At 56.3% G+C, this 14,375-nt stretch carries 14 protein-coding genes; 6 read left to right on the plus strand and 8 right to left on the minus strand.

All coding sequences use genetic code 11. The features are described from left to right. Positions 1-80 precede the first annotated feature (80 nt). The gene (locus BM323_RS18095; RefSeq protein ID WP_036649687.1) at positions 81-440 is read right to left on the minus strand and encodes a YbgS-like family protein; all 360 of its coding nucleotides are present in this window, start codon (positions 438-440) and stop codon (positions 81-83) included. A gap of 297 nt (positions 441-737) precedes the next feature. Between BM323_RS18095 and aroG the strand changes: the two genes are divergently transcribed. Beyond that, positions 738-1,790, plus strand: coding sequence for a 3-deoxy-7-phosphoheptulonate synthase AroG (gene aroG / locus BM323_RS18100; protein WP_008109046.1), 1,053 nt, complete (start codon positions 738-740; stop codon positions 1,788-1,790). 60 nt (positions 1,791-1,850) lie between these two features. Here the strand turns inward: aroG and gpmA are convergent, their stop codons facing one another. The 6 genes from gpmA to modE form a co-directional block, all read right to left on the minus strand. Next, positions 1,851-2,603: a 2,3-diphosphoglycerate-dependent phosphoglycerate mutase gene (gene gpmA / locus BM323_RS18105; RefSeq protein WP_008109047.1), complete on the minus strand. Its 753-nt coding sequence runs from the start codon at positions 2,601-2,603 to the stop codon at positions 1,851-1,853. A 150-nt stretch (positions 2,604-2,753) separates the two neighbouring features. Beyond that, positions 2,754-3,788 (minus strand): galactose-1-epimerase, encoded by a 1,035-nt coding sequence (galM, locus tag BM323_RS18110; RefSeq protein WP_008109050.1) that lies wholly within the window; start codon positions 3,786-3,788, stop codon positions 2,754-2,756. Beyond that, complete coding sequence (gene galK, locus BM323_RS18115) at positions 3,782-4,930, minus strand: galactokinase (protein ID WP_008109052.1); 1,149 nt, start codon at positions 4,928-4,930, stop codon at positions 3,782-3,784. The genes galM and galK overlap by 7 nt, the downstream gene beginning before the upstream one ends. Continuing rightward, on the minus strand, positions 4,931-5,974 hold the full coding sequence (gene galT / locus BM323_RS18120) for a galactose-1-phosphate uridylyltransferase (protein ID WP_008109054.1): 1,044 nt from the start codon (positions 5,972-5,974) through the stop codon (positions 4,931-4,933). It abuts the gene before it with no gap. A 360-nt stretch (positions 5,975-6,334) separates the two neighbouring features. After that, complete coding sequence (gene modF / locus BM323_RS18125; protein ID WP_008109057.1) at positions 6,335-7,807, minus strand: molybdate ABC transporter ATP-binding protein ModF; 1,473 nt, start codon at positions 7,805-7,807, stop codon at positions 6,335-6,337. Between the two features lie 76 nt (positions 7,808-7,883). Further along, positions 7,884-8,666 carry a molybdenum-dependent transcriptional regulator gene (gene modE, locus BM323_RS18130; protein ID WP_008109060.1) on the minus strand — a complete coding sequence of 261 codons (783 nt, stop codon included), beginning with the start codon at positions 8,664-8,666 and terminating at the stop codon, positions 7,884-7,886. A 118-nt stretch (positions 8,667-8,784) separates the two neighbouring features. On the opposite strand from modE, the gene BM323_RS18135 reads away from it, so the two are divergent. From BM323_RS18135 to modC, 4 genes are all read left to right on the plus strand, one after another. Beyond that, complete coding sequence (locus tag BM323_RS18135; protein WP_007890616.1) at positions 8,785-8,943, plus strand: AcrZ family multidrug efflux pump-associated protein; 159 nt, start codon at positions 8,785-8,787, stop codon at positions 8,941-8,943. Positions 8,944-9,119: 176 nt separating this feature from the next. Beyond that, entirely contained in the window at positions 9,120-9,893 is a 774-nt protein-coding gene (modA, locus tag BM323_RS18140; protein WP_008109062.1) for a molybdate ABC transporter substrate-binding protein, read from the plus strand. Further along, the gene (gene modB, locus BM323_RS18145; RefSeq protein WP_008109064.1) at positions 9,890-10,582 is read left to right on the plus strand and encodes a molybdate ABC transporter permease subunit; all 693 of its coding nucleotides are present in this window, start codon (positions 9,890-9,892) and stop codon (positions 10,580-10,582) included. Before modA ends, modB begins: the two co-directional genes overlap by 4 nt. Further along, positions 10,582-11,640: a molybdenum ABC transporter ATP-binding protein ModC gene (gene modC / locus BM323_RS18150; protein WP_008109068.1), complete on the plus strand. Its 1,059-nt coding sequence runs from the start codon at positions 10,582-10,584 to the stop codon at positions 11,638-11,640. Before modB ends, modC begins: the two co-directional genes overlap by 1 nt. A gap of 97 nt (positions 11,641-11,737) precedes the next feature. On the opposite strand, the gene BM323_RS18155 is transcribed toward modC, so the two are convergent. Continuing rightward, positions 11,738-12,556, minus strand: coding sequence for a pyridoxal phosphatase (locus tag BM323_RS18155; RefSeq protein WP_008109070.1), 819 nt, complete (start codon positions 12,554-12,556; stop codon positions 11,738-11,740). 148 nt (positions 12,557-12,704) lie between these two features. Here BM323_RS18155 and pgl point away from each other — a divergent pair, with 148 nt between their 5' ends. Next, positions 12,705-13,697 carry a 6-phosphogluconolactonase gene (gene pgl, locus BM323_RS18160; RefSeq protein ID WP_008109072.1) on the plus strand — a complete coding sequence of 331 codons (993 nt, stop codon included), beginning with the start codon at positions 12,705-12,707 and terminating at the stop codon, positions 13,695-13,697. Positions 13,698-14,375 lie beyond the last annotated feature (678 nt).

A 14,375-nucleotide genomic window follows, 5' to 3' on the forward strand; every position in this document is an offset into this window, starting at 1 on the left:
TGCTTCAGCATAGCGGAAAAGGGCGGGGGGCAAAATAAAAGGGAGAGCCGAAGCTCTCCCGATTGATACCAATGACTTACTTATTGCGTGGTGCCATCGGTTTTGTGTTTAACTTTGCCACCACCTTCTTTGGTGTGGACTTTTTTGTTCATGTCAGGACATTTGCCGTCTTTACACATCGAATTTTTATGCATCTGCTCTGCAGTCATATTACCCGTATGTGTACCTGAGGTTGCGGCACTGTTCGTATTCATGCTGCCGTTATTGATTTTGCTGTTATCAACGTTATTCGGTGGCAGATTCTGTTTTGCACCACCGGCTGCTGCGCCCGCTTCCGCTGAGGCGTTAGCTGCACCATTATTACTATCTGCCGCCATAACCGCACCGCTACCTAAAGTCATCGCTGCCGTCAGAAAGATCATTGCAAACTTATTCATCATTATGCTCCAGTAATTAATGGATAGTTGCCGTCAAACACGCACTGGTGTTGATTGACGAAAATAGCGTGCCGCGATGGAATAAAATTCCACCTTATACGCTTCGCTTAAATATTAAATTTTGTAAACACCTCATTCCTTAGTGCTTACATTTAAAAAGCTTAGTGCATAGATATATAAATGCAAACTTGAGATATACATTTTAGCCACGGTGCGTAATTTACACCTACCGCGTGAAGGGCTAAAGTGGGCGGGTTGCGCCCGACGGACGTTGGGCCAGAAATTTGAATGGAATTGTGTATGGATTACCAGAACGACGATTTACGCATCAGAGAGATCAAAGAGTTACTTCCTCCTGTTGCCTTGCTTGAGAAATTCCCCGCCACTGATAAAGCTGCCGAAACCGTTGCGCAGTCACGTCAGGCGATTCACCGCATTCTGCATGGCGAAGATGATCGTCTGCTGGTGGTGATCGGTCCGTGCTCGATTCACGATACCCAGGCTGCGCAAGAGTATGCCGCGCGTCTGCTGAAGTTACGTGATGAGTTGAAAGACGATCTCGAAGTGGTGATGCGTGTTTACTTTGAAAAACCGCGCACCACGGTGGGCTGGAAAGGGCTGATCAACGATCCATTTATGGACGGTAGCTTCCAGATCAACGACGGCCTGCGCCTGGCGCGCAAGCTGCTGGTGGATATCAACGACATCGGTTTGCCTGCAGCGGGTGAGTTCCTCGATATGATCACGCCACAATATATGGCCGATCTGATGAGCTGGGGCGCGATTGGCGCACGTACCACTGAATCGCAGGTGCATCGCGAACTCTCTTCCGGCCTCTCTTGCCCGGTGGGCTTCAAAAACGGCACCGACGGCACCATCAAAGTGGCGATTGACGCGATTGGTGCAGCCAGCGCACCGCACTGCTTCTTGTCGGTCACCAAATATGGTCACTCGGCGATTGTCGAAACCAGCGGTAACGAAGATTGCCACATCATTCTGCGCGGCGGCAAAGAGCCGAACTACAGCGCTGAACACGTGGCGGCAGTGAAAACCGGTCTGGAGAAAGCAGGCTTGCGTCCGCAGGTGATGATCGACTTCAGCCATGCCAACAGCAGCAAGCAGTTCCAGCGTCAGATGGTAGTTTCTGATGACGTGGCACAGCAAATTGCCGGCGGTGAGCAGGCGATTACTGGCGTGATGATCGAGAGTCATCTGGTGGAAGGCAATCAGAGCCTCGAGAGCGGCAAACCGCTGGTGTACGGCCAGAGCGTGACCGATGCCTGCATCGGCTGGGAAGACACCGAGAAAGCGTTGCGTCAGCTGGCTCAGGCGGTCAAACAGCGTCGCGGTTAAGCCTTGCGGCAATAAAAAAGGCCAGACTCGCGTCTGGCCTTTTTGCGTTTCAGCGGTCGCTTACTTCGCTTTACCCTGGTTTGCTACGGCAGCGGCTTTCGCAGCGATCTCGTCAGCATCACCCAGATAGTAACGTTTGAGCGGCTTGAAGTTCTCGTCGAACTCATACACCAATGGCACGCCAGTTGGGATGTTCAGTTCGAGGATCTCGTCTTCGCTCAGGTTGTCGAGGTATTTTACCAGCGCACGCAGTGAGTTGCCGTGTGCAGCAACAATCACTTTCTCACCGCTCTTAATGCGCGGCAGAATGCTTTCGTTCCAGTAAGGAATCACGCGTTCGATGGTCAGCGCCAGGCTTTCGGTGGTTGGCAGCTGCGCGTCAGTCAGTGAAGCGTAACGCGGGTCGTGGCCAGGGAAACGCTCATCAGCGCGATCCAGCTCTGGTGGGGTGATGGCAAAGCCACGACGCCACTGTTTCACTTGCTCGTCACCGTATTTAGCGGCGGTTTCTGCTTTATCCAGACCTTGCAGCGCACCGTAGTGACGCTCGTTCAGACGCCAGGTTTTCTCAACCGGCAGCCAAGCCTGATCCAGCTCATCCAGCACGTTCCACAGCGTGTGGATAGCGCGCTTCAGCACTGAGGTGTAAGCGAAATCAAACACGAAACCTTCTTTCTTCAGCAGCTGACCGGCTGCTTTGGCTTCAGTGCGACCTTTGTCAGACAGGTCAACATCGTACCATCCGGTGAAGCGGTTTTCCTGGTTCCACTGGCTTTCGCCGTGTCGCACCAGTACCAGCTTAGTTACGGCCATAGCTTTACTCCTTAATGCTCGATTTACGATTAGTATTGAAACCGGCTGCGGCCACTGAGAAGCGGCTCACTAATAGCGCCATACCATAGCGGAAAACAGCGCACTGCGTAAGCCTGTCGGCAGCGCAGTGCGCGTTTTTCATCCGGTGGCTCAGTGCGGCGTGAAGCGATAATGCGTCACGGACTGCCAGCTGTCGCCGGGTTGCAGCCAGCAATCGGGCTGCGGCCACTCTGCATGGTTGGGCGAATCCGGTAAAAATTCGCTCTCCAGAGCGATGCCCTGGAAAGCAGTATAGCTGTCCTGCTCACGGGCGCGTGTTCCCGCCAGATAGTTGCCGCTGTAGAACTGCAGCGCCGGGGCGGCAGTAAACACGCTCAGCTCCAGCTTGCCATCCGCAGACCACAAATGGGCGGCGGGCTGGCTGCTGTCGCCAGCGGTGTTGAGCAAAAAGGCGTGGTCATAGCCTTTCACCGCTTTTTGATCGTCATCGGCGAGGAACTCATCGGCGACACGCTTCGGCTGGCGGAAATCAAAACTGTTTCCCGCTACCTCTTTCAGCGGCGCGTTAGGAATACCTTCGCTATCCACCGGCAAGTAACGATCGGCGTGCAGTTGTAAGCGATGCTGACGCGCATCACCATGATGCGCATCAAGATTAAAGTAAGCATGGTTGGTCAGGTTGACCGGGCAGGGCTTATCGGTTTGCGCTTCGTAGCGAATCGACAGGCAATTATCATCATCAAGTTGATAGATGACATCGGCGATAAAATTACCGGGATAACCCTGATCGCCATCCGGCGAATCGAGGCGATAGTGCACCTCGCTTTCGCTCTGACTGAGGATCTGCCAGCGACGTTTATCGAAACCTTCCGGCCCGCCGTGCAGCTGATGTGCGCCCTGATTCGCTGCCAGCAACAAATTAAGCGGCTTCAGTTCGGCCGAGGCGATGCGGTTTGCGTAGCGGCCAATCGTCGCGCCAAGATAGGCATCCTGATGCAGATAATCAGATGGCGTGGCGCAGCCGAGCAATGCTTCACGCACGCTGTGATCCAGCATTGGCACGCGCGCTGACAGCCAGGTCGCGCCCCAATCCATAAAGGTCGCGACCATGCCGTTGCGATTGCGCAGCACAGTGATGCGCCACGGTTGCCCGTCTGGCGCGTGTGAATTCACATCACTTACCATTGGCCTGCTCCTGCGGACGCTTTGCACACGTAGAAGGTCTCTTTAATGCCGGTTTGTGCTTCATACTTCTCGGCCACCACCGCTTTCACCGCATCGACCAGATCGGTCGGCATCAGCGCCACGATGCAGCCACCAAAGCCGCCACCGGTCATACGTACGCCGCCGCGCGGGCCGATTTCTGCTTTCACAATCTCAACCAGTTGGTCGATTTGCGGCACGGTGATTTCGAAATCGTCACGCATCGAGGCGTGCGATTCGGCCATCAGTTCGCCCATACGTTTCAGGTCGCCAGCGCTTAGCGCATCGGCTGCTTCCAGCGTGCGCGCATTCTCGGTAATGACGTGACGCACGCGTTTGGCTACCAACGCATCCAGTTCGCCTGCTGAGGCTTCGAACTCTTCCTGCGTCACATCGCGCAGCGCCGGTTTATTGAAGAAGCGCGCGCCGGTTTCGCACTGCTCACGACGCGTGTTGTATTCGCTGCCCACCAGGCTGCGACGGAAGTTGGAGTTAATGATCACCACTGCGACATCTTCCGGCATCGATACCGCGCGCGTGCCAAGCGTGCGGCAATCCAGCAGCATGGCGTGATCCGGCTGACCGAGCGCGGAGATCAGCTGATCCATGATGCCGCAGTTGCAGCCGACAAACTGGTTTTCCGCTTCCTGACCGTTCACCGCAATCGCTGCGCCGTCGAGGTTCAATGCATACAGCTGCTGGAATACGGTGCCGACCGCCACTTCTAGCGATGCCGAAGAGCTCAGGCCCGCGCCTTGTGGCACATTGCCGCTGATCACCATATCGACGCCACCAAAGCTGGCATCGCGTTTCTGCAGATGTTTCACCACGCCGCGCACGTAGTTGGCCCACATTGGTTCTTTCAGCGGCTCAATCGGCGCATCCAGCGAGAAACTATCCTGCTGATTGTCGTAATCGACGGCAATCACGCGCACCTGACGATCGTCGCGTTTGGCGCAGGCGATCACGGTTTGATAATCGATGGCGCACGGCAGCACGAAGCCATCGTTGTAGTCGGTGTGTTCGCCGATCAGATTGACGCGGCCCGGCGCCTGAATGCTGTGCGTGGCTGGATAGCCGAAGGTGTCAGCGAATACCTGTTGAGTAATGGATTTTAATGACATTTATTGCGCCTCGCGGAAATGGACATCGCTGACAGAACGCAGACGTTCAGCTGCCTGTTCCGCCGTTAAATCACGTTGGGTTTCGGCCAGCATTTCATAGCCAACCATAAATTTGCGCACCGTGGCTGAACGCAGCAACGGTGGATAGAAGTGCGCATGCAGCTGCCAGTGATCGTTACTTTCGCCGTTGAACGGCGCGCCGTGCCAACCCATTGAATAGGGGAATGAGCACTGGAACAGGTTGTCGTAGCGGCTGGTGAGCTGCTTAAGCGCCAGCGCCAGATCGGTGCGCTGCGGCTCGGTGAGATCGGTGATACGTTTCACATGGGCTTTCGGCAGCAGCAAGGTTTCAAACGGCCACGCCGCCCACCACGGCACCACGGCCAGCCAGTGTTCGGTTTCCACCACCGTGCGGCTGCCATCATTCATTTCACGCGCGGCGTAATCGACCAGCATCGGCGTGCCTTTCTCGGCAAAATAGTGACGCTGATGGTCATCTTCTTTTTGCGCTTCGTTCGGGAGGAAGCTGTTGGCCCAAATCTGACCGTGCGGATGCGGGTTGGAGCAGCCCATCGCCGCACCTTTGTTTTCAAACACCTGCACCCACGGATAGTGCTGGCCGAGGTCGGCGGTCTGTTCCTGCCAGGTCCGCACGATATCTTCCAGTCCGCTCAGCGGCAGCTCCGGCAGCGTTTTGCTGTGATCCGGCGAGAAGCAGATCACCCGGCTGGTGCCACGCGCGCTTTCGCAGCGCATCAAAAGATCGTCGCTTTGCGGTGCATCTGGCGTGTTGGTCATCAGCGCGGCAAAGTCATTGGTGAACACGTAAGTGCTTTTATAGTTGGGGTTTTTATCACCGGTAATGCGGGTGTTTCCCGCACAGAGGAAGCAGTCAGGATCGTGCGCCGGCAGCTGCTCCAGCGCCGGGGTTTCCTGCGCGCCTTGCCACGGACGCTTAGCGCGATGGGGTGAGACCAGCACCCATTGATCGATCAATGGGTTATAACGGCGATGCGGATGATCGACCGGGTTAAATTTTTCCATGATGAGTCCTGGTAAACGGCAAACAGATAAAAATGATTTTGATCAAAGTAGCACAAAGACCAGCGTGAAAGCGTGATCCAGTCTGGATAAATGGTATCGTTTACACAAGGTGACGATTCTCATTTTGTGGGGTTATCAGTGCTATTTGCTTACTTACCAGGCAATGAAATGGTAGCGGTTACATTGCCTTCATACTTCGAACTGCTGCTGCGTTGGCTGCGCATGCGCGCCCCAGTCACTTACTGATGTAAGCTCCTGGGGACTTGCCTGCTTGCCGCCTTGCAGCAGCACGAATTATTTTGGCAATGGCTTTATTGCACGGTAGGCCTTCGTAGGGTCGCCATTCATGGCGACCGCTAATTAACGCAGCGACTCTTGCAGAAAACCGTAACCCTGTTCCTGCGCGACAAAACTCAGGCGGTGGGTGATGCACTGCGGGGCATCTTCGGCGTGGTGGGAAACAAACAGCAGTTGCGTGCGGCCTTCGCCAATCAGCACATCGACAAAGCGACGCACCAGCTGGCGGTTAATCGGATCCAGTCCTTGCAGCGGTTCATCAAGGATCAATAACGTAGGATGCTTCACCAGCGCGCGCGCAATCAGCACCAGCCGCTGCTGTCCCCACGACAAACTGTGGAACGGCGCATCGGCCAGCTGATTATCCATACCGAGCAACGCCAGCCACTGACGCGCCAGCGCTTTTTGCCGATCGGACACCGCCTGATACAAGCCAATCGAATCGAAGAAGCCAGAGAGCACCACGGTGCGCACATTGCAGCTGACGCGATAATCGAGGTGCAGGCTGCTGCTGACATAACCAATGTGCTGCTTGATATCCCAGATGGTTTCACCGCTGCCGCGTCGGATGCCGAACAGCGTTAAATCGTTGCTGTAACCCTGCGGATGATCGCCGGTCACTAAACTGAGCAGGGTAGATTTACCCGCGCCGTTCGGCCCCACAATCTGCCAGTGTTCACCGGGATTAACCTGCCAGTTCAGGCCATCAATTACCGCTTTATCGTTGTACGACACCACGCCGTTGCGCAGAACCACGCGCGGCGCATCTTCGGCCAGCTGCGGCAATTGATCCGGCTGATCCGCTTCCGGCAGCGCTATGCCCTCGAGTTTCTCGCTGTGTGCCAGCTGTGCCACCAGCGCTTCAGCCAGAATCGCGCGGCGCTCGCCCACGTGGGTTAACGTGCATTCGGCTAATACGCCGACCTTCTCGACAAAATCGGGAATATCATCAAAGCGATTAAGCACCAGCACCACGCTGTAACCGCTTTGATGCAAATCATTGAGGGTTTGCGCCAGGCTGGCGCGCGACGCCACATCCAGCCCATCGAAAGGTTCATCGAGGATCAGCAAATCCGGCTGCGCCATCAGCGCCTGACACAGCAGCGTTTTGCGCGTCTCGCCGGTGGAGAGGTATTTGAAGCGACGATCGAGCAGATAAGTGATGCCAAACTGCTGCGCCAGCGCCTGACAGCGCGCCTCATCTTTCACTTCGTCCTGAATGATTTGCGCGGCGGTGCGGCCGGTATCGTCTTCGCCTTCACTCAGCAGATCGGTGTTATTGCGTTCCCACTCATCGCTGACCAGTTTTTGCAGTTGCTCCAGCGACAGGCGCGTGCGGCGCTGAAAATTCTGCTGCACGCTGCCTTTGCCGGGCAGCAACTCGCCAGAAAGGGCGCGCGCCAGCGATGACTTGCCGCTGCCGTTGGCGCCGACGAACGCCCAGCTTTCGCCGCTGTTGAGAGTTAAATCGTTGAGTGACAGTGCTCGGGTGTCGCTAAGGTGAAACGTGCCTTGCGAAATTTGCAATAAAGCCATGATTTATTCCGTTTTATGCATCGTGTTGCTCAGTTTTAGCCAGCGATGCAGGCGAAGTCAAATCATGGCGTGGATTTCAGAGCAGTGTGGCGATGATGGCGTGTTCGGCATTAAAACTGGCGGTGACGCTGGCACCAACCTGCAGATTCTGCTGTTTCACCGCGTCATTGCTGACGGTAGCGCACAGCGTTTCGCCGCTCGGCAACGCCATCAATACTTCGCTAACCTGATCGCCGGGCTCAATCGCGCTGATCTGCGCGGCCAGCTGATTATCGCTGCTGTCGGCGGCGTGACTGACGTGAATCCACGGCGCTTTAATCAGCACCAGCACCTCTTTGCCGCTATCGAGTTGCAGCCGTTCGGCGCTGCGGGCGGTGATCGCCACTTGCAGGCGCGTCACGCCATCGGCGAGCAGCACCTCAATATGCTGCTGCACCTGCTGATGATTGCTGGCCAGCACCGTACCAAACAGCTGATTACGCGCGCTGGTTTGCAGCGAAAAGCGCGCAATTGCCGCCAGCAAACTGTCGAGCGGCAAACTGTCGTTTTGCAGCACATCGAAGGCTTTCTGTTGAATTTGCTCCATCAACTGGAACAGCTGAATCAAGCGTTCGCCATAACGCGTCAGCTGCGCGCCGCCGCCGCCTTTGCCGCCGGTCGCGCGATCCACCAGCGTTTGATCGGCCAGCTGATTCATCTCATTGATCGCATCCCAGGCACTTTTGTAGCTGATGCCCGCCAGTTTCGCGCCCTGGCTGATGGAGCCGGTTTGCTGCACGCGTTTCAGTAATTCGATGCGGCGCGGATCGGCAAACAGCTTTTGCTGAAGACGAATATGGAGAGAAAGTTCTGCCTGCATGTCAGCTCCTTAGGTTAATCAGCTCAGTTTACTGCTTAAAAGTAAAAGCACGAAAAGGGCAGTGCGTTTTTTTCGCTAACCGTTACAATCACTTTTTTATTTTCTGCGTGAGGTTTCCATGCTGGAACTGTTAAAAAGCCTGGCTGTGGCTATCATCATGGTGCCGATTGTGATGGCTATTATGCTCGGTCTGATTTACGGCCTGGGTGAAGTTTTCAACGTCATCTCAAAATTTGGCCGCCGCGACGATCGTCCTGCCAACAGCTCACAACACTAATTTCTCAACGCCCGCTTCCTGCGGGCGTTTTGTTTCTGAACTTCTGTAAAATCCTGCCGATATATATCCTATCGTTCAGGTCGCCATAAATGGCGACCCTACGTCACCAAATAGCGGCTTCCACGCTTTGTGCTCACGTTGTATTATCAAATATATAACGTAACAAGGAGCAACAAATGCAAACAATCAATTACCGCTGGGCTGCTGCAACCGTTTTAGGCGTTTCGTTGGCGGGTCATGCTGTGGCCGCAGAGAAAATTACCGTGTTCGCGGCGGCATCGCTGACTAATGCGTTGCAGGAGATTGCGACGCAGTATCAGAAGAAAAGTGGCGTAGAAGTGGTCTCGTCTTTTGCCTCTTCTTCGGTGCTGGCGCGCCAGATTGATCAGGGCGCACCTGCCGATCTGTTCATCTCTGCCGATCAGCAGTGGATGGACGATGTAGTGGCGAAAAACAGCGTGGTAACCAGCACGCGCTATACGCTGCTTGGCAATGATCTGGTGCTGATTGCACCGAAAAGCGACGCGGCTAAAGCGGTCACGATTGACAGCAAAACCGACTGGAAAAGCCTGCTGAAAGGCGAGCGGCTGGCGGTGGGCGATCCGGATCACGTGCCCGCTGGCATTTATGCTAAAGAAGCATTACAAAAACTCGGCGCGTGGGACGCTTTATCCCCGCAGCTAGCGCCGGCTAATAATGTGCGTGCCGCGCTGGCATTGGTTGAGCGTAATGAAACGCCGTACGGCATCGTGTATGGTTCGGACGCGGTGGCCAGCCAAAAAGTGCAGGTCGTGGGACGATTCCCGGAAGATAGCCACAAGCCAGTGGAATATCCGATGGCGATTGTCAAAGAACATCAGAACGCAACGGTAGAAGCCTTCTACAACTATTTGCAGGGGCCGGATGCCGCTGCCGTGTTTAAACAGTATGGATTCACGCCGAAGAAATGATATTGAGCGATCCCGAATGGCAGGCCGTTTTTCTCAGCCTGAAAGTTTCTTGTGTAGCTGTGATCTGCAGCTTGCCGTTTGGCATCATGATGGCCTGGATTCTGGCGCGCTGCCGCTTTCCGGGCAAAACCCTCTTGGATAGCATCGTCCATCTGCCGCTGGTGCTGCCGCCGGTGGTGGTCGGTTATCTGCTGCTGATCGCTTTAGGCCGTCGCGGTTTTATCGGCGAATGGCTGTATGACTGGTTTGGCTTCACCTTTGCCTTTAGCTGGCGCGGCGCAGTGATCGCTTCGGCGGTGATGGCGTTTCCGCTAATGGTGCGCGCGATTCGTCTCGCGCTGGAAGCGGTGGATACCAAACTGGAGCTGGCCGCCCGCACGCTGGGTGCCGGGCGCTGGCGCGTGTTTTTCACCATCACGCTTCCGCTCACCTTGCCGGGCATTATTGTCGGCACGGTGCTGGCCTTCGCCCGCTCGCTGGGCGAATTTGGCGCCACCATCACTTTTGTCTCCAACATTCCCGGCGAGACGCGTACCATTCCGTCGGCGATGTTTACCCTGATTGAGACGCCGGGTGCGGAAGGCACCGCAGCGCGACTTTGTGCGGTGGCGATAGCGTTAGCGCTGATGTCGCTGGTGGCGTCTGAGCTGCTGGCGCGCTGGGGCCGTAAACGGCTGGGAGCGGCATAATGCTAAATCTGCATCTTTCTCAGCAGTTGGGCGATCACCTGCTCGACGTCAACGTCAACATTCCCGCCAGCGGCATCACCGCCATTTTTGGCGTATCGGGCGCGGGCAAAACCTCGTTAATTAACGCGATTGGCGGATTAACCCAGCCGCAAAGCGGGCGCATTGAGTTAAACGATCGTCTGCTGTTCGATTCGGCCACGCGAGTGAATTTGCCGCCGGAAAAGCGCCGTATCGGCTATGTGTTTCAGGATGCGCGACTGTTCCCGCACTATCGCGTGCGCGGCAATCTGCAATACGGCATGTCGCCCTCAATGAAGCCGCAGTTCAATGCGCTGGTGGCGCTGCTCGGTTTAGAGTCGCTGCTAACGCGTTATCCCGCTTCGCTTTCGGGCGGTGAAAAACAGCGCGTGGCAATTGGCCGCGCTTTGCTGACCGCGCCCGATATTCTGCTGATGGATGAACCGCTGGCATCGCTCGATTTGCCGCGCAAACGTGAGCTGATGCCCTATCTGCAAAAGCTAGCGAAGCAAATCGATATTCCGATTCTTTACGTGTCGCACAGCCTCGATGAAATCCTGCAGTTGGCGGACAACGTGCTGGTGCTGGACGCGGGCCAGGTGAAAGCCTTTGGTCCGCTGGAGAAAGTGTGGAGCAGTTCGGCGATGCGTCCGTGGCTGCCGCTCGCCGAGCGCACCAGCGTGCTGCGCGTGCAGGTGCTGGAGCAGCATCCCGATTACCCGATGACCGCGCTGTCGCTGGGCGATCAGCATATTTGGGTGAGCAGGGTGAATCAGCCGCTGAAAACGCCGCTGCGTATTCGTATCGCCTCAGCCGATGTGTCGCTGGCCTTGCAGCCGCCGCACAATACTTCGATCCGCAATATTTTGCCGGCGCAGGTGGTTGAGCTGCTGGAGATTGACGATCAGGTGGAAGTGAAGCTGCGTATTGGCATCAGCGAGTTGTGGGCGCGCATTTCACCGTGGGCGCGAGATGAGTTGGGCATCCGGCCCGATCAGTGGCTGTATGCGCAGATTAAGAGCGTGTCGATAGCGGCATAACAAAAGGTCGCCATGAATGGCGACCCTACAAAACCGCACCAAACATCTGTAGGGTCGCCATTTATGGTGACCGAAAAGCGTTGATGCGGAGGGTTAACTAGAGAACTTCCTGATAAATCACTTCGGCGATACCCGGCTCCAGATTGGTGCCAATCACCTTTTTGGCGCGCGCTTTGATGGCGTCATCGGCATTGCCCATCGCCACGCCTAATCCCACCTGTTCCAGCATGCTGAGATCGTTGTAGTTGTCGCCAAACGCCAGCACGTCTTGCATGCTAAAGCCCTGACTTTCAACCCACTGCGCCAGACGCTTGCCTTTGCTGTTGCCGCCTTTGGCGATATCCACCTGATCGTGCCACGACCATTCACACGCCAGACCGAGTTCGGCTTCGGTGCGTTCAGCAAACTGCTGCAGCGCGCGGGTGTCGGGATGCGACAGCGCGAATTTCCAGATCGAGTCAGCGTCAATCGCCGCCTGCGCCAGGCTTGGCACCTGCAGGAACAGCGGACGCTGCGCTTCCGGCAGCGATTGCGCCCAGTTCAGCGTACGCGTCACATGGCCGGTTGGCGTCTGGTACAGCATCGCATCATCGACATACAGCAAACCATGAATGTTCTCTTCATCCAGCATCTCAATCACACGCGCGGCTTTGCTTTTATCCAGCGGATCGGCGGCCAGCACCTGTTTCGCCGGATAATCATACAAATAGGTGCCATTACAGCAGATTGCGGGTGTATCCAGCTTAAGTGCCTGATAAAAAGGGTGGATAGCGCAGTGGTGGCGACCGGTGACGATCAACACTTTCACGCCCGCTTGTTGCGCGCGGGCCAGCGCTTCGATGGATTCTGGCAGAATGGTTTTGTTCGGGGTCAGCAGGGTGCCGTCGAGGTCAAGGGCGATTACGCGGTAGCTCATTACACTTTCCGTCCGGGAGTTGGCAAAGCATTGAGTCTACACCCGGCAGCGGCCCTGAGACAAAAAACAGGGCACAAATGAATCCAGCGCGACAAAATGAAACGCGCTACAGTTATCCCTTTCATCAGGCAGCGAATAAGGAAAACGCATGAAACAAGTCGTGTATACCGCCAGTCCCGAGAGCCAGCAGATTCATGCGTGGCAGTTGCAGGAAGATGGCGCACTGACGTTATTGCAGGTAACGGATGTTGCCGGCCAGGTGCAGCCGATGGTGGTGAGCCCGAAGAAAGATTTCCTCTATGTAGGTGTTCGTCCGAATTTTCGCGTGCTGGCGTTCCGCATTGCGGCCGACGGTTCGCTGAGCCTCGCCGGTGAAGCGCCGCTGCCGGGCAGCCCAACCCACATCTCCACCGATCGTCACGGCAATTATCTGTTCTGCGGCTCGTACAACGATGCCTGCGTCAGCATCAGCCCGATTGGCAGCGATGGCTTGCCGCAAGCGCCAAGTCAGGTGATCAGCGGGTTGGACGGCTGCCACTCCGCCAATATCGATCTGAACAACCAAACGCTGTTTGTACCGGCACTGAAGCAGGATCGCATCTGCCTGTATCAACTGAACGCAGACGGCACGCTGTCCCCGCGTGAACAAGCGCAGGTCACCACCGTTGAAGGTGCGGGTCCGCGTCACATGGCGTTCCACCCGAACGGCGCGTATGGCTACGTGGTGAACGAGCTGGATAGCAGCGTCGATGTCTGGGCGCTGAACAACGTGCACGGCCAGGTTGAGCGGGTGCAGAGCCTCGACATGATGCCGAAGGATTTCAGCGATACGCGTTGGGCGGCGGACATCCACATCACGCCGGATGGCCGTTTCCTCTATGCCTGCGACCGCACCAGCAGCACCATTACGGTGTTCAGCATCAGTGAAGATGGCTCGGTGCTGGCGATTGAAGGCTATCAGCCGACGGAAACCCAGCCACGCGGCTTCAATATTGATCACAGCGGTCAATATCTGGTGGCGGCGGGACAAAAATCGCACCATATCGAAGTGTATAAGATTCAGGAGCGCGGCCTGCTTAATCCGCTGGCGCGTTACGCGGTAGGACAAGGCCCAATGTGGGTGGTAATCCACCAGCTGTGATATCTCGCAGGGTCGCCATTTATGGCGTAATGCATGTCAGATAAGCAGCGTGCTGACATCGCAGGGATTCCGCCCGCTAAGCATCTGGTAGTTTCAGAATGTGTGAAGCAGGCGGCCGGGCTAAGGTCCGAAGGCGCGGACCTTAGCAATCCCCGCCTGCGCCGTCCTCGCTGTTCCCTTGCTTATCCTTCCGGCCTGACGGACCGCGCGGATTCGCCTTCCTGGCTCATGCCGCGCTTTCGCCGACGTCGTGTCGGCTCATCCTGGCCGTCACTCTGCGCTCGGCGCTGCGGATGGCGCGCAACAGCGCCGCCTGTGATAACAGTGCCCGAATTGGTTTTTTCGTAGGGTGTGCATTTATGCGCACCAGGTTGCCATGAATGGCAACCCTACGGGATTTATAGCGATTTTGAGTTAAGAATACATACGACTGCTGCAGCGCGGGTGTTGAGGCGACATCCCAAAACGCTGAACGAGTGAGGGATTCCAGGGCGAGCCGCATGGATGCGGCGAGAGGTGGCGCTGAGCAGGAGCGAATCGCCACCGGTCCGTCAGGAATCGTGAATGAGTGAAGGTACCGCGCAGCGGCGGGTTGGGCTGGCGCAGGGCCCGGGAGTGCAGAGGGCGCGGCCATGCACTGAACCCCGGATCCTGGACAAACAATCCAGAATCCGGAGG

Origin of the sequence: Pantoea sp. YR525 (genome assembly GCF_900116775.1) — a bacterium.
Taxonomy (GTDB): Bacteria; Pseudomonadota; Gammaproteobacteria; order Enterobacterales; family Enterobacteriaceae; genus Pantoea; species Pantoea symbiotica.